Origin of the sequence: Lysobacter sp. (genome assembly GCF_035655815.1) — a bacterium.
GTDB lineage: Bacteria > Pseudomonadota > Gammaproteobacteria > Xanthomonadales > Xanthomonadaceae > Lysobacter_J.
In genome coordinates, this window is the sequence record NZ_DASRTS010000055.1 from 55690 (window position 1) to 71651 (window position 15962).

General features: G+C 67.2%; 13 protein-coding genes. 7 read left to right on the forward strand and 6 right to left on the reverse strand.

Annotated elements, in window-relative coordinates; all coding sequences use genetic code 11:
- Nucleotides 1-266 precede the first annotated feature (266 nt).
- A complete protein-coding gene (locus VFE83_RS14755; RefSeq protein ID WP_324907466.1) occupies nt 267-692 on the forward strand; it encodes a hypothetical protein in 426 nt (141 codons plus the stop codon).
- Nucleotides 693-1451: 759 nt separating this feature from the next.
- On the opposite strand, the gene VFE83_RS14760 is transcribed toward VFE83_RS14755, so the two are convergent.
- Together VFE83_RS14760 and VFE83_RS14765 are read right to left on the reverse strand one after the other, a co-directional pair.
- Nucleotides 1452-2819 (reverse strand): serine hydrolase domain-containing protein, encoded by a 1368-nt coding sequence (locus tag VFE83_RS14760; protein ID WP_324907468.1) that lies wholly within the window; start codon nt 2817-2819, stop codon nt 1452-1454.
- A gap of 202 nt (nt 2820-3021) precedes the next feature.
- A complete protein-coding gene (locus VFE83_RS14765; RefSeq protein WP_324907470.1) occupies nt 3022-4602 on the reverse strand; it encodes a choline dehydrogenase in 1581 nt (526 codons plus the stop codon).
- 170 nt (nt 4603-4772) lie between these two features.
- Between VFE83_RS14765 and VFE83_RS14770 the strand changes: the two genes are divergently transcribed.
- From VFE83_RS14770 to VFE83_RS14780, 3 genes are all read left to right on the forward strand, one after another.
- Nucleotides 4773-6098 carry an NTP/NDP exchange transporter gene (locus VFE83_RS14770; protein ID WP_324907472.1) on the forward strand — a complete coding sequence of 442 codons (1326 nt, stop codon included), beginning with the start codon at nt 4773-4775 and terminating at the stop codon, nt 6096-6098.
- Between the two features lie 179 nt (nt 6099-6277).
- Entirely contained in the window at nt 6278-6640 is a 363-nt protein-coding gene (locus tag VFE83_RS14775) for a YciI family protein (RefSeq protein ID WP_324907475.1), read from the forward strand.
- 7 nt (nt 6641-6647) lie between these two features.
- Nucleotides 6648-7877 (forward strand): RNA polymerase sigma factor, encoded by a 1230-nt coding sequence (locus VFE83_RS14780; RefSeq protein ID WP_324907477.1) that lies wholly within the window; start codon nt 6648-6650, stop codon nt 7875-7877.
- A gap of 47 nt (nt 7878-7924) precedes the next feature.
- Here the strand turns inward: VFE83_RS14780 and VFE83_RS14785 are convergent, their stop codons facing one another.
- Nucleotides 7925-8392: a hotdog fold domain-containing protein gene (locus VFE83_RS14785; protein ID WP_324907479.1), complete on the reverse strand. Its 468-nt coding sequence runs from the start codon at nt 8390-8392 to the stop codon at nt 7925-7927.
- A gap of 64 nt (nt 8393-8456) precedes the next feature.
- Nucleotides 8457-10925, reverse strand: coding sequence for an acyl-CoA dehydrogenase (locus VFE83_RS14790; protein ID WP_324907481.1), 2469 nt, complete (start codon nt 10923-10925; stop codon nt 8457-8459).
- Nucleotides 10926-11130: 205 nt separating this feature from the next.
- Between VFE83_RS14790 and VFE83_RS14795 the strand changes: the two genes are divergently transcribed.
- The 3 genes from VFE83_RS14795 (at nt 11131) to VFE83_RS14805 (ending at nt 14258) form a co-directional block, all read left to right on the forward strand.
- Nucleotides 11131-11778, forward strand: coding sequence for a TetR/AcrR family transcriptional regulator (locus VFE83_RS14795; RefSeq protein WP_324907483.1), 648 nt, complete (start codon nt 11131-11133; stop codon nt 11776-11778).
- A 64-nt stretch (nt 11779-11842) separates the two neighbouring features.
- Nucleotides 11843-13648, forward strand: coding sequence for a phosphoenolpyruvate carboxykinase (GTP) (locus VFE83_RS14800; RefSeq protein WP_324907485.1), 1806 nt, complete (start codon nt 11843-11845; stop codon nt 13646-13648).
- Nucleotides 13649-13670: 22 nt separating this feature from the next.
- Nucleotides 13671-14258: a 2OG-Fe(II) oxygenase gene (locus VFE83_RS14805; RefSeq protein ID WP_324907487.1), complete on the forward strand. Its 588-nt coding sequence runs from the start codon at nt 13671-13673 to the stop codon at nt 14256-14258.
- 15 nt (nt 14259-14273) lie between these two features.
- Here the strand turns inward: VFE83_RS14805 and VFE83_RS14810 are convergent, their stop codons facing one another.
- Nucleotides 14274-15287, reverse strand: a complete 1014-nt coding sequence (locus tag VFE83_RS14810; RefSeq protein WP_324907489.1) for a hypothetical protein — start codon at nt 15285-15287, stop codon at nt 14274-14276.
- Nucleotides 15274-15957 carry a putative 2OG-Fe(II) oxygenase gene (locus tag VFE83_RS14815; protein WP_324907491.1) on the reverse strand — a complete coding sequence of 228 codons (684 nt, stop codon included), beginning with the start codon at nt 15955-15957 and terminating at the stop codon, nt 15274-15276. Before VFE83_RS14815 ends, VFE83_RS14810 begins: the two co-directional genes overlap by 14 nt.
- Between the last annotated feature and the right edge of the window lie 5 nt (nt 15958-15962).

The following is a 15962-nucleotide window of genomic DNA, read 5'->3' on the forward strand; positions in this document are numbered from 1 at the left end:
GGACGCAGGATTCGTTTCCCTCGCGAAAGGCATCGCGTCCTCGCAGGCACCGCACCACATCGACCCGGTCCGCTCGCGGAGCGCCGGGTTTTTGTTTGCCCGGTCCATCGGGCAACACCCCATCCGTTCCGGCGCGCACCGCGCGTCGGCGGCTGCTCGCGGGTCCGACTCCCGCGGCTCTGGTAACACCAGACTGGTTCTACTGGGCTATAGACCTGCAAGACCACTGATCAGTCACTGATCAACCACTGACGAGGAGCCATACCATGGCCATGAAGAAAGCTGCGAAGAAAAAGACCGCCGCCAAGAAGGCGACCAAGAAGGTAGCCAAGAAGGCTGGCGCCAAGAAGACCGTGAAGAAGGCCGCCAAGAAGGCGACCAAGCGTCCGGCCAAGAAGACCGCGAAGAAGGCGACCAAGAAGACCGCCGCTCGCAAGGGCGTGAAGAAGGCCGCGAAGAAGGCCACCAAGAAGACCGCCAAGAAGGCTGCCAAGAAGACGGCCAAGAAGGCGACCAAGAAGACCGCCAAGAAGGCTGCCAAGCGTCCTGCCAAGAAGGCCGCGAAGAAGGCTGGCAAGAAGACCGCCAAGAAGGCGGCTCCGAAGAAGGCCGCCAAGAAGAGCAGCCGCAAGAAGGCCTCCAAGAAGCAGGCCATGACCTCGATGCCGGCCACCCCGGCGCCGATGATCTAAAAAAGCCCCGAAAGCCGTAATCCAGCTCTCTCCCCGCAGCCCAGGCGGGGGGAGAGTTTTTTTTGGGGCCTTTCGAATGTGGTTCGTCGTTCCGGAGGGTGCCGGTGCGGCATGCAGCGAGAGCGGCTGCAAGGACTTCAGGTCAGTCATTCGTCGGTGGCCGTTCGGACCAGGCTGACCCGACCTGTAGTTGCGCGACCGCGAGATCCGGCGCGGCAGGATCCCAAGAGCGTCGAGCCGGCTTGCGGTGTCGCTTCGGTCGAGGCACACGATGGGCGCGTGATCGATGCCTGGTGGTCCCCTGGATACACACGACGACGTCGCTGGCCCGATGTTGCGGTGGTGCCGCTAGTGGTCGACAGCGCCGGGCGCGGGCGCTCTTCATGGGCACGCCTGGCCAACGAACAGCTGATCTCCGGGTTTGTCTCTGCGGCATGCAACCGGGCCTGGGATCACCGGCTGGTTGAACGATGCCAGTCGGTCGTAGAAGCCTTGCCTCCATCGCATGCATCGCACGGCGTGTCACGAATGCGCCCCAGCAATCGACTACGCCACGAAGGCGCGCGCCAAGTGGCCGTGAGTTGAGGGACACCACTGTCCGTCACCGAAGCCCACCCGCCACGCGCATAGTCGATGGGGCAGCCAACGCCGTGGCCTCCAGGCCGCGACGCCGCCGACATCCGCGCGTTGGTTCTGCTGACCGCAGAAACACGAACGCCGCCCTGCGGCGGCGTTGTGTGGTGTTGCGAGGGCGTGCGATCAGTGCGGCGCGGCAGTCGCCTTCGACACGTGCGTGCCGGGCGCGTCGGGACCGGTCTGTTCCGGCGTCGCTTCGGCGTAGAGTGTCGGGTCGATGTCGTCGTCCAGCCACTGGCCCGGCGGCAGGCCGAGTGCGCTGTCGAGCATGGTCGGCAGCAGGCCCGAGGGCAGCGAGCTCTCGCTGTTCCAGAGCATGGCGACGCCGAAGTCGAGCTCCGGCACCATCGCGATCAGGCCGCGGTAACCCTGCACCGCGCCGCCATGGAACACCACGCGATGGCCGGCGTAGTCGTACGTGCGCCAGCCCAGTGCATAACCGGCGGAGCTCAGGCGGGTGCGACGCCAGGACGAGCCGCGGATCTCGCCGGGTGTGTCGACCAGCGGCTGATGCAGCGTGGCCAGCAGCGGCGCGGAAAGCACGTCCTGGCGGTGGCCGAGGTGCGCGAGCAGGTACTGCGCCATGTCGCTGGCACTGGCGTTGACGCCGGCCGCGGGCAGTACCTGGTAGTAGGTGGTCTTGGGCATCAGCGACACCCAGCCGCCGCGACCGCGCACATGCGGACGCGCCCAGCTCGGACTGGCCTGGATGCCTTCCAGGCCGAGGCTCGCATCGTTCATGCCCAGCGGCTTGAAGATCCGGCGCTGGACTTCCTGCGCGTAGAAGTCGCCGGTGGCGGCGAACACCATGTCGCCGATCAGGCTGAAGGCGACGTTCTGGTAGCTGTAGCAGGTGCCCGGCGCGCACTTGAGCGGCGCGTACGCCAGCTTCTGGGTAAGCGTGCGGTAGTCGACGTACTGCTCCAGGTCGCGGTCGAACGCATTGTGGGTCAGGCCGACGCGATGGCTCAGCAGGTCCGCCACCGTTAGCTGCTGCGCCGCGGCGGCATCGCTGAGGCGGAAGGTCGGCATGTAGTCGACCAGCTTGCTGTCCCAGCGCAGCATGCCGTCGTTGACCAGCAGGCCCGCCATGGTGCCGGCGAAGCTCTTGGACAGCGAGGCCAGGCGGAACACGGTGTGGCCATCGACCGGCTGCGCATGGCTGGTATCGGTGATGCCGTAGCCGCGTGCGCTGACGACCTTGCCGTTATGCACGATCGCCATCGCCATGCCGGGGACGCGCTGGCCGGCGACGAGCTGCTGCGCCATCGATTCGAACTGGCGCACATCGAAACCGGCCGCGAGGGGCGCGACCGGCGGAAGGTTGGCGGGACGTGACGCGGTGAGCGTTGCGGTCTGCACTACGGGCGTGGGCGACGAAGGCGAATGCTGCGGCGTCTGCGCGGTGGAACCCAGTGTCAACGGCAACGACAGCGCGACTGCAGCGATGCGAGGCAGCACGCGCGAGCGCCGCTTGTTGGATGGATTCATGGCCTCGACCCCTGTGGTGCGCAATCTGCGGGGATCATAGCTCCGATATCAGGGGACGGGGCAACATTGGTCGCCAGTAGCCTGATTTTGCAGGCTTTAGTGCACTGCATCGCACTTCGCGACCCGCTCGTTTTCCCGTTCACTTTTGTGGATGCGCGAAGAGCGCGTGAAGCCGGGATTGCAGATGCGCGAAACCGGCCGCTCAGCCGGCGAGGATCAGGTCCGCCGCGCGCTCGGCGATCATGATCGTCGGCGCGTTGGTGTTGCCGCCGATGAGCTTGGGCATCACCGACGCATCGACCACGCGCAGTCCCTCCACGCCGCGCACGCGCAACTGCGGATCCACCACCGACAGCGCATCGCTGCCCATGCGGCAGGTGCCGACCGGGTGGTACACGGTTTCGGCCTTGGCGCGGATGAACTCCATCAGCGCGGCGTCGTCCAGATCGTCGCGGGCCGGGAAGATCGGCGCGCCGCGGATCGAGTCGAACGCCTTCTGCGCCAGTACCTCGCGCGAGAGCCTGGCGCATTCGACCATCATCTTCAGGTCGAACCCTTCCTCATCGCTCAGGTAGTTCGCCTCGATCCGCACCTTGTCGCCGGCGCGTCCGCTGGCCAGCGTGATGCGGCCGCGGCTGCGCGGGCGCAGGAAACAGGCATGCACGGTGTAGCCGTGGCCGGGCAGGCGGTTGCGGCCGTGATCGTCCAGCAGCGCAGGGATGAAGTGCATCTGCACGTCCGGACGCTCGTCCGGCGCGAAGCGCGAGCGGAGGAACGCCCCCGCCTCGGCGATGTTGCTGGTGCCTACGCCGGTGCGACCGCGCAGGTAGTAGTCGAACGCCACGCGCACGTCGCTGAGCCGGTCGTAGGTGACCGGCTGCGTCGCCTCGCGCAGGGTGCAGATGTCCAGATGGTCCTGCAGGTTCTCGCCGACCTGCGGCGCGTCGGCGACCAGTTCGATGCCGTGCCGGCGCAGCTGCATCGCCGGGCCGATGCCGGACAGCATCAGCAGCTGCGGCGAGTTGATGGCCCCGCCGCACAGCAGCACCTCGCGAGCAGCCGCTTGGTGGAAGGCCGCACCGCGCGCGACGTACACCACGCCGCTCGCGCGCCCACGCTCGAAGGTGATGCGGTTGACCTGCGCCCCGGTGATGACGGTGAGGTTGGCGCGTGCGCGTGCGGGGTCGAGATACGCCACCGCGCTGGAGCAGCGTGCGCCATCTTTCTGCGTGACCTGGTACAGGCCGAAGCCTTCCTGCCGCGGACCGTTGAAGTCGCGGTTGCGCGGGAAGCCCGCCTGCTCGCCGGCCTCGATGAAGGCATGCGACAGCGGATTGGTGTAACGCAGGTCGGAAACGTACAGCGGGCCGTCGCCGCCGTGCAGCGCATCGGCACCACGCTCGTTGTGCTCGCTGCGGCGGAAGTAGGGCAGGACCGTGTTCCAGTCCCATCCTTGCGCGCCGAGTGCGGCCCATTCGTCGTAGTCGCCGGGCACACCGCGCGCGTAGCACATGGCGTTGATCGAGCTGGAACCGCCGAGCACCTTGCCGCGCGGCCACCACAGCGTGCGGCCATCGAGTTGCGGCTCCGGCGCGGTGTGGTAGTCCCAGTTGATGCGCAGGTTGTTCGGCAGCTTCGCCAGGCCCGCGGGCATGTGGATGAAGGGATGCGAGTCGCGCGGACCGGCCTCCAGCAGCAGCACCTTCACGTTCGGGTCGGCGGACAGCCGGTTGGCGAGCACGCAGCCGGCGGAACCGGCACCGATGATGATGTAGTCGAACACGTCCGCCCTGCGCCTTGGATCCGGTCTGCCTGTAGCTGGCACAGGCGACCGTAAGAGCGCCCATTAGAGCAAATGCTCCCGCCGCGCACGGGCCGGTGGTCCAGGCGGTTGCGGTGGCGATCGGTAGGCTTCATCGGCTAACGTGCCGCCAGCATTTCCGGAGCGATGCGATGGCATCCAGCCAGACCAGGCAAGAGCCGCAACGGCGGGTCCACAGCGGCGAGTGGCACGCGGTCGCGCTCTCGTTCACCTATTTCTTCTGCGTGCTGGCCGCGTACTACGTGATCCGGCCGGTGCGCGAGCAGCTCTCGGCCGCGGTTGGCTCGACCCAGCTGCCGTGGTTCTACGCAGCGACTTTTCTGGCCACGCTGCTGCTGACGCCGGTGTTCGCCTGGCTCATCGCGCGCTGGCCCAGACGCGTGGTCGTGCCGCTGGTGTACGGATTCTTCATCGCCTGCCTGCTCGGCTTCGTGCCCCTGTTCACCGCGCAGGGCCTGCTCAGCCCGCGCGCGCTGGGCACGCTGTTCTTCGTCTGGGTGAGCGTGTTCAACCTGTTCGTGGTGTCGGTGTTTTGGAGCTTCATGGCCGACATCTGGAGCAGCGAACAGGCCAAGCGCCTGTTCCCGATCATCGCCGTTGCCGGCACCTGCGGCGCGCTTGCCGGGCCGGCGCTCACGCGCGCGCTGGTCGAAGTAATCGGCGTGGCGCCATTGCTGGTGGTGTCGGCGACGCTGCTGGGCATCGCGGTCGCGTGCATCGTGCTGCTCGGGCGCTGGGCGCGGGTGCATGGTGCGCGCCGCTTCGAAGTGGCACACGAGGCAGCGGTGGGTGGCAGCATGTGGGACGGACTGCGCCAGGTGTTCGCCGATCCCTTCATGCGCGGCATGGCCATCCTGCTGCTGCTGGCCGACGGCATCGGCACGGTCAATTACGCACTGGTCGCCGACTATTCCGGTGCGACATTCACCGACGCGGTAGCACGCACGCGCTTCGCGGCCGAGGTGGACCTGTCGGCCAATGCGCTCACGGTGATCACGCAACTGACGCTCACGCGCTGGCTGCTGCCGCGCAAGGGGCCGGGTGCGGTGATCCTGGTGTGGGCGGCCGTCAGCCTGCTCGCGCTGTCGGTGGTGGTGTTCTCGCCCGATCCGCATGCGCCGCTGCTGATGGGCATGCCGGCGGTGGCGATCGCGCTGATCGTCAGCCGCGGCCTGGCCTATGGCATGGCCGAGCCGGCGCGCCACAGCCTCTACACCCGCGTCCCGCGCGACGTGCGCTACAAGGGCCAGAACGCCGTGGACACCGCGGTGTGGCGCTTCGGCGACACGGTCATCGCCGTGGGCATGAACGGCTTGCGCATGCTGGGCGTGACCACGGGCGGTTTCGCCGGGATGAGCGCGCTCGCGGCGTTCACGGCCGCCATCATCGGCTGGCGCATGTCGCGCCGCGTGGAAGAAGCACCGCCGACCGCACCGGCGCAGCCCGCCACTTCATGACTTCCGGCGCATGGCGGCATCGCGCCGCCAGCGCAGGCTGCGGTGGATTTCCGCCACGCCGGCAATGACGCGAAGCAGGGCCGAGCATTGCCTTCGCGCAGGCTGTCGATTCCGGTCCCGCCGGAACGACCAGATACGAGGGCGGCATCCGGCCGCCCCGCAACCGACTGGAGAGCCTCGTGAAATACATCTGCCTGATCTACGACGACGAGAAAGCCTTCGAAAGCCTGCCGCAGGAGCAGGTCGACGCGGTGATGAGTGAGTACTTCGATCTGAGCGATGCCCTGACCGGAAGCGGACAGCTCATCGCGGCCGAGGCCTTGCAGCCGGTCTCCAGCGCCACGGTCGTGCGGGTCCGCAGCGGACGGCTATCGACCACCGACGGCCCATATGCCGAAACCAAGGAACAGCTCGGTGGTTTCTATCTGGTCGAAGCGAAGGACCTGGACGAGGCGATCCGCATCGCCGGGCGCATTCCGTCCGCGCGGTTCGGCAGCATCGAGGTGCGCCCGATCTTCGAATGCCAGCGACCCGGCACGTAGCCTCACCGTGGACGATCCGGTCCGCGTGCAATTGGAGGCCGTATACCGGCGCGAGTCGCGTCATGTGCTGGCCACGCTGATCCGCCTCCTCGGCGACTTCGAACTCGCCGAGGAGGCGCTGCACGACGCGTTTCGTGCCGCTGCGGAGCAATGGCCGGTTGGAGGCATTCCGGAACATCCGCGCGCCTGGCTGGTCTCGGCGGGGCGGTTCAAAGCCATCGACGGACTGCGCCGGCGGGCGCGTTTCGATGCGTCGCTGGCGCAGATCGCCGAGCAGCTGTACCGCGACATCGAACGCGACGATGACGAGGAACTCGAGGACGACCGGCTGCGGTTGATCTTCACGTGCTGCCATCCGGCGTTGCCGGCCGATGCGCAGATCGCGCTGACCCTGCGTGAGGTGTGCGACCTGACGACGGAGGAGATCGCGCGGGCCTTCCTCACCACCGCGCCTACGGTGGCGCAGCGTATCGTGCGCGCGAAGGCCAAGATCCGGCAGGCACGCATTCCCTACCGCGTGCCTTCGCGCGAGGAACTGCCGGAGCGGCTGGACATCGTCCTGCACGTGGTCTACCTGGTGTTCAACGAGGGCTATGCGGCCAGCTCCGGGGAATCGCTCACGCGTCTCGAGCTCAGCGCGGAAGCCATCCGCCTCGGGCGCCTGCTCGTCGAGTTGCTGCCTGATCCGGAGACGCTGGGCCTGCTCGCCCTGATGCTGTTGCACGAATCGCGGCGTACCGCGCGCGCCACTGCCGACGGCGATCTCGTGCTGCTCGAGGAGCAGGACCGCGGCCTCTGGGATCGCGCATTGATGGAGGAAGGGCGTGCACTCGTCCAGCGCATCTGGAGCGCGCGCCGCTTCGGGCCGTACGGTCTGCAGGCGTCGATCGCCGCCGTGCATGCCGCCGCGCCATCCGCGGATCGCACAGACTGGTCGCACATCGTCGCGCTCTACGATCTGCTCCAGCGCGCCGATCCCTCGCCGGTGGTGCAGCTCAACCGCGCGGCGGCGATCGCGATGCGCGACGGTCCGGAAGCGGGCCTGGCATTGATCGAACCACTGGTGCAGAACGACGACCTGCAGCGCTATGCCCCGGCGCACTCCGCACACGCCGAACTTTGTCGCCGACTGTCACGTCACGACGAAGCGCGTCTCTCGTACCGGCGCGCGCTGGACCTGACGCAGCAAGAGGCGCAGCGGCGCTTCCTGGAGCGGCGGTTGCGGGAACTGCCCTGAGCTCCGGCTGGAGCGCTGCGCATCAGCAGCAGCGCACGCGAGCGCGGTCATCGCTTCGGCGATACCCACATGTCGATGCGCGCACGGAACACGGCTTCGCCGGCGCCGTCGGTCACCACCACGCTGACCGGGAGGTCGTAGCCCCGGTCGGATTCGACCAGCGGCTGGTCGGGCGTGGCGACGCCGTGCAGCGTGCCTTTCGCCTTCTTCAAGTACTCGACCGTCATGCCCTTTGGTATCCAGCGCATCGAGGCCGGAAGGCTCGCGTCGGTCATCACGCCGGCGGCGAGTTCGGCCAGGTTGCACAGGGCGATCGCGTGCACCGTACCGATGTGGTTGTGCACGCGCCGACGGTCGCGGATGCGCACCTCGCAACGGCCCGGTTCGAGCGAGACGAAACGCGGCGAGATGGTGGAGAAATACGGCGCCTTCAGGCACACCGCGCGCGAGAACAGCCAGTGGCCGGCCGGCCAGCGCGTGATGCGGCGGTACATCGACAGCAGTGGCGTCGACATGCGGAACTCCGGAAAAAGCGACGGCGGGACATGCCCGCCGTCGTGAGGTTCATGATGGACGGCGTCAGGCCGCCGCGCGGCTGTCGCGCTTGTCGGCGTGGTGCGACTCGGCGCGCAGTTCGGAGGGGTCGAAGTCGTCCACGCTGATCGTGTCGATGGTCAGCTCGCGCAGCTCTTCCAGCTGGCGGCGTTCCTCGGCGGTGATCCAGCCTTCGCGCACACCCTCGTCGAGCTGGGCGGCGAAGTCGTGCGCCTCGATGCCCTTCTGCTTGAGCGCCTTCAGGAACTTGCGCTCCACCGGTTCGGCCAGCACCGCCTTCTGCAGGTAGCTGGCGATGCGGCCACCCGGGTTGTTGGCGGTCGGCGTCAGGAACACGCCGCGACCCAGGCGGTCGCGCGCCTCGTTCGGCGACATCAGCAGCGAGGCGACCTTGTGGCCCAGGCGATCGCTCGGGTACTGCGCGCGACGGCCCAGCGGGAACACCAGCGCCCACAGCAGCCAGCCGATCGGACGGATCGGGAAGTTGCGCAACGCGCCGGAGAACGCCTTCTCGATCTTGAAGGTGGCGTTGTGGATCGACCACGCCAGCAGCGGCTGGTCGGTCACCGGGCGGCCTTCGTCCTCGTAACGCTTGAGCAGGGCGCTGGCGATGTACAGGTTGCTCAGCACGTCGCCCAGGCGGCCGGACAGCGATTCCTTGAACTTCAGCTTGCCGCCCAGCAGCAGCATCGAGGTGTCCGCGCACAGCGCCAGCGCCGCCGAGTAGCGGTTGAGCTTGCGGTAGTAGCGGCGCGTGTAGGCATCGCCCGGTGCCTTGCCGAACTTCGCCGAGGTCAGGCCGAACCAGAACGAGCGCACGGCGTTGGAAATCGCGAACCCGATGTGGCCGAACAGGTTGCGGTCGAACTCGCGCAGGCGCTCGTCCGGATCCGGCAGCGTTGCGGCCTTCATTTCCTTCAGCACCCACGGATGGCAGAGGATCGCGCCCTGGCCGAAGATCATCAGCGAGCGCGTCATGATGTTCGCGCCTTCCACGGTGATCATGATCGGCGCGGCCTGCCAGTTGCGGCCGGCGAAGTTGCGCGGGCCCAGGATGATGCCCTTGCCGCCGATGATGTCCATCACGTCGCGGGCCACTTCACGGCCCATCTCGGTGCAGTGGTACTTGGAGATGGTCGACGGCACCGCCGGCAGTTCGCCGCGGGCCACGGCCGCGGCCGAAGCCTCTGCCAGCGCGCTGATGGTGTAGGCGTTGCCGCCGATGCGTGCCAGCGCTTCCTCCACGCCCTCGAAGCGGCCGACCGACAGGCCGAACTGCTTGCGGATGCGTGCGTAGGCACCGGTGACGACGGCACCGAACTTCGAGCCGCCGCTGGCGGTGGAGGGCAGGGTGATGGAACGGCCGATGGACAGGCACTCCACCAGCATCTGCCAGCCCTTGCCGGCATAGGCTTCGCCGCCGATCAGCTGGCTCAGCGGAATGAAGACGTCCTTGCCGCGGATCGGGCCGTTCTGGAACGGGCTGTTGAGCGGCATCGCGCGGCGGCCGATCTCGACGCCGGCGGTGTCGCGCGGCAGCAGCGCCAGGGTGATGCCGATGTCTTCCTTGTCGCCGATCAGGCCTTCGGGGTCGTACATGCGGAAAGCCAGGCCGATCAGCGTGGCCACCGGAGCGAGGGTGATGTAGCGCTTGTCGAAAGTCAGCTTCACGCCAACCACGCGCGCACCGTTCCACTCGCCCATGCAGACGATGCCGTAGTCGGGGATCGACGTGGCGTCGGAGCCGGCCCACGGACCGGTCAGGCCGAAACACGGCACTTCACGGCCATCGGCCAGGCGCGGCAGGTAGTGATCCTTCTGCTCCTGCGTGCCGTAGTGCATCAGCAGTTCGGCCGGACCGAGCGAGTTGGGCACGCCGACAGTGGAGCTGACCACCGACGACATCGACGCCAGCTTCTGGATCACCTTGTGGTTGCCCAGCGCGGTGAAGCCGAGGCCGCCGTATTCCTTCGGCACGATCATGCCGAAGAACTTGTTCTTCTTGATGTAGTCCCACAGCTCCGGCGACAGGTCGGCGTCGACGTGGGTGATCTTCCAGTCGTCGACCATCTTGCACAGTTCTTCGACCGGGCCGTCTAGGAACGCCTGCTCGTCCGGACGCAGCGTGGGCTTGGGCTGGTTCATCAGCACGTCCCAGTCCGGCTTGCCGGAGAACAACTGGCCTTCCCAGCCCACGGTGCCGGCTTCCAGCGCGACGCGCTCGGTTTCCGACAGCGGCGGCAGGATCTTCGTGTAGAAGCCCAGCAGCGGCTTGGTGATGAACGGCAGCCGGAACTGCGGCAGCAGCAGCGGCACCGCGATCAGTGCGGTGACGATGGCCGCGACCACGGTGGCCGTGGCGTTGGCACCGAGCAGCCAGCAGGCCACCAGTGCGGTGGCGGTCAGTGCCGCCCACACGGGAAGTCGCAGGCGGTGGTAGGCGGCGATGGCGCCGACCAGCAGGAAGGCAATGAAGGGAATCGCGATGCTCATGACGGCGCTCCGGACGGTGCGGCGATGTCGATGTAATCAGGTGGAAGGGCGATGCGCCGTCGCGGACGACATTCAAGCAAGCGCATCAAACGCACAACATACGGGCGAGTATGGTAAGGTGGGCCGGCCGCTGTCAACCGGGCCCAACGTTCCCTTGACGCGGTGCATACTGTTCCCGCCGCAGGCGTATGGTTAAACTTGCCCGATGAGCTCGAACGCGCAGACGAAGCAGGAAGGAGCCGGGCAAGGCCGCGCCGGCGAGCGTAACGGTCCCGAGCGCAGCGGTCCGGAGCGGACCGGGCGCCTCAGCGCGGACGACTGGGCCCAGGCCGCCTTGGACCTGATCGCCGAACAGGGCGTGGCCGCGGTGGCGGTCGAGCCGCTGGCCCGGCGCCTGGGGGTCACCAAGGGCAGCTTCTATTGGCATTTCCCGTCGCGCGACGCGTTGCTGATCGCCGCGCTGGAGCGCTGGGAGAAGGTCGAGCAGGAAACCGTGTTCGGCCAGCTCGAACCCATCTCCGACCCGCGCGAACGCCTGCGCGCGCTGTTCACGCTGGTCGCGCACGAGTTCAAGTCGCACGTCATCTATTCCGAGCTGCTCAAGGCGCTCGATCATCCGGCCGTCCAGCCGGTCATCGGCCGCGTGTCCGAGCGCCGCCTCGAATACCTCACCGCGTCGTTCCGCCAGGCCGGGCTCAGCCGCACCGACGCGCAGCACCGCGCGCGACTGCTGTACGCCGCCTACGTGGGCTTCCTGCAGCTGAACCTGCAGTTGCACCAGGCCCGCATGCAGCACGACGAATTCGAAGCCTATGTCGAGCACATGATGGCCACGCTGATCCCGGCAGCATGATCCATCAGCATGACCCGTCAGCACGATTTCCCTTGAAACCAGCCCCCGCTGGAGGACCTTGCCCGTGAATGCCATTTCCCATGACGTCTCGAAACCTGCCGTCGCCCCGGGGAGCGAAGGCAGCAAGCTCGCCGCCCTGAATGCCTGGGTCGCCGAAGTCGCTGCGCTGACCAAGCCCGACGCGATCTACTGGTGCGACGGCAGCGATGCCGAGAACGCCAGGCTGATCGCGCAGATGCAGGCCGACGGCACGCTGGTCAAGCTCAACGAGCAGACCCACCCGAACAGCTGGCTGCACCGCTCGCACCCGGACGACGTCGCCCGCGTCGAACACCTGACCTTCGTCTGCACCACGCAGCAGGACGATGCCGGTCCGAACAACCACTGGATGTCGCCGGCCGACGGCCACGCGAAGATGGATGCGCTGTTCGACGGCTGCATGAAGGGCCGCACCATGTACGTCATCCCGTACTGCATGGGCCCGATCGACTCGCCGCTGTCGCGTTGCGGGGTTGAGATCACCGACAGCCCGTACGTGGTCGCCAACATGCGCATCATGACCCGCATGGGCGCGCCGGCGCTGGCGCGCATCGAGCGCGAAGGAAAGTTCGTCAAGGGCCTGCACTCGATCGGCGAACTCGATCCCGAGCGCCGTTTCATCATGCATTTCCCGGAAGAACTCACGATCAAGTCGTACGGCTCCGGCTACGGCGGCAACGCGCTGCTGGGCAAGAAGTGCCATGCGCTGCGCATCGCCTCGCACCAGGCCAAGTCCGAAGGCTGGCTGGCCGAGCACATGCTGATCCTGGGCCTGGAGAACCCGCAGGGCGAGACGCACTACATCGCGGCGGCGTTTCCTTCGGCTTGCGGCAAGACCAACCTCGCCATGCTGATCCCGCCGGAAGGCTATCGCGCCCAGGGCTGGAAGGTCTGGACGGTGGGCGACGACATCTGCTGGATGCGCCCCGGCGCCGACGGCCGCCTGTACGCGATCAATCCGGAAGCGGGGTTCTTCGGCGTCGCGCCGGGCACGTCGGCCAAGTCGAACCCGAACGCGCTGGCCTCGATCCAGCACGACACCATCTTCACCAACGTCGGCGTCACCGCCGACAACCAGCCGTGGTGGGAAGGCATCGACAACGGCCTGCAGCCAGCGACCGACTGGCGCGGCAATCCCTATGACGCCGCCAAGGGGCCAGCCGCGCACCCGAACTCGCGCTTCACCGTCTCGGCTAGGCAGTGCCCGAGCTACTCCGAGCAGGCCGAGAACCCGGCCGGCGTGCCGATCAGCGCCATCGTGTTCGGCGGCCGCCGCCCGTCGCTCGTGCCACTGGTGTTCGAAGCGCGCGACTGGACGCACGGCGTGCTGGTCGGCGCCGCGATGGGTTCGGAAACCACCGCCGCCGCCACCGGTGCGGTCGGCGTGATGCGCCGCGATCCGATGGCGATGAAGCCGTTCTGCGGCTACAACTTCGCCGACTACTTCAGCCACTGGCTGTCGTTCGACAAGCCCGGCGCGAAGCTGCCGAAGATCTTCCACGTCAACTGGTTCCGCAAGGGCGACGACGGCAAGTTCCTGTGGCCCGGCTTCGGCGAGAACCTGCGCGTGCTGGAGTGGATGATCAAGCGCGTCACGGGCGCGGCCGGTTCCGTGGAAACGCCGATCGGGCACCTGCCGGCGGAGGGTGACCTCAACCTGGCGGGCGTCGCGCTGGACGAGGAAGCCAAGGTCAAGCTGTTCGGCTTCGATCGCGCCGGCTGGCAGGCGGAATTCGCCAGCATCGGCGAGTACCTGGACGAATATGGCCCGCGCATGCCGCAGGCCCTGAAGGACGAGCAGCAACGCATCGCCAGTACGCTGGCAGGCTGAGAAGAGGCAGGCCGAGGGCCGCATGACAGCAAACCCCGCCGCGCTCGCGGCCAGTCGTGAATTCGTGATCGACGGCCGCCCGCTGCGGGTGTTCGATGGACATCTGCCCAACGTCGGCGATTACGTGCGCGGCCTCTCGCGGGCTGCGTTCACGCGCACCGAGATCGCCCGGCCCGAGACCGCCGAATACCGGCACTGGGCGACCGAGGTAAAGCTGGACGGACTGGTCCAGCAGCCGATCTTCGAGATCACGCGCCGGGCAGTGCTCGGTTTCACCACGCGCGAGTACGGCTACGCCCCGTACCGCGCGTACACCAACGTTGCCAGCTTCGGCGACATGCTCTTCACCCACACCGACTGTCTGCCCGACCAGCACGACCTGACCGCGCTGTGGTACCTGTGCGAGCGGTGGGACATCGAGTGGGGCGGCGAGACGATGTTCTTCGACGCCCAGGACGAGGTCGCGTGCGCCGTGCAGCCGCGCCCCGGCCGCCTGGTCATCTTCGACGGCGCGATCAAGCACGTCGGCCGACCGCCCAACCGCATCTGCTACGCGCCGCGGTACACGTTTGCGATCAAGTTCCAGCGCGCCGCCGTACCGCGCGGCTGAGTCAGCGGCAAGGCTTCACGTCAGTGGCTTCCATTGGGGCATCTCGACTGCCGGAGCCATGACCTCGCTGGCCCAGCACATCGCGCGGTCAATCGTCGGGCCGAACATGTCGAGCACCCGCGCGTTTTCCTGCTCTCGATCGAGCGCGTCGTAGGTGCCGGCGGTGGCCTTGGAATGGCGTGAGAAGGCGGCATGCACGCGTTCATCGAGCCCGTCGTCGTCCAGCAACAGCCATCGCGCACACGCAGCGGTGCTGTCCGCCGGTGCTGCCAACACTTGCGCGAAGTCGAGGCTGCGAAGGCGGTCGTCGCCGACGTCCTCGCGCAATGCCTCGCCGTAACGCTCCATCTGGGCATACCACGCAAGCGCACATGACTCGACGAGATTGAAGTTCGCGCTCGGATCGATGCCCAGGCGCGTTGCCAGTTGCGAGTCGTGCAGCAGCGCCTGGGCCATCCAGCGGATGCGCTGTTCGGAAGCAGGCAGCTTCTTGAAGCAGGAAATCATGAACGAGCGAAGGTCTGAGTAGAGCAGGACCGCGCGGGATCGGGGCGAGGCAGAGAGAATCCGCGCCATCCAGCCGTTGATCTGGTTGGCCGGCTTGATCAGCACCCGGCCACCGGGTGTCCATGGCCGTGAAAGCAGTGCCAGGGCGCTCGCAAGATCCTCCGCGATCCGGTTGCGATCGGAGCCAGCCGGGGCGCGCATGCCGGCTGTGGCCAACGAATGCAGGATCAACGGCTCCTTGAGCGCCACCGCCCTGGGCGGCGCATGCAATGCGCGCGCCAGGAGCGTCGATCCGCAGAAGGCGGTATGGAAGAGAAACGAAGGCGCCGGCAGCTCACCGCGCGATATCGAAGCAGGATCGAGGACCTCGCTGGTCGCGGAATCGACCCTCAGGCCGCGGCGGTCCAGGAACGTGGCGGAGCCCAGTTCCTCCAGCGTGACCCGCAGCATCTGAAACCGCCCCGAGGTGGCTTCATACGCGAGGGGAAACCAGCGCGGATCGGACGCGTCAGGCGCCGCCATTCTCGTTCTCGCGCATCGAGAACCAGCAGTTGAAGGCGATGGTGATGCGCTCGTCGCTCCCGTAGAACGGCAGCACTTCATGCTGCAGCCATGACGGAAACAGGATCAGCTGCCCGGCGCCGAAGCGCACGTTGTAGGTTCCGTGGCTGTAAGGCATCTGCAGCCGCACGTTGCCTGGATCGAGGAAGTAGTTCGCGTAGTGGTGCGGGTTGTGGAACCGCAGTACGCCCGACTCGGGACGGTCTTCAGGCATCTCTCCGGGCGCCACGCAGTACACGCCGGACCACGAGGCCATCGGATGCGTATGCAGAATGGTGAAGCCACCGTTGCGCGTGACGTGGAACCACGTGTGGGAGTAGATCTGAAGCCGGGACATCTCTTCCTGGCTGTAGTTGTTGATCTGCTGGAGTGTGCGCCCCAGCACGCCCCAGCAGAACTGGCGAAGCCGCTGCACGCATGGCTCCTGCCACGAAAACAGGTTGAAGTCGCTCTCGAATACGCCGGGCTGCTGCTTCAGCGACGGATTCGGGTTGGCATACCTGGCGCCTTCCGCTTCGCGAGCCAGCAGGAGCGTCTTCAGTTCGGCATTGAGCGACTCCGCATTGGGCAAAAGATCCTGCGCCATCGGCACCGCGAAGGCGGGAAACAGTTTGTAGTTGGACTGGGACATGCGAG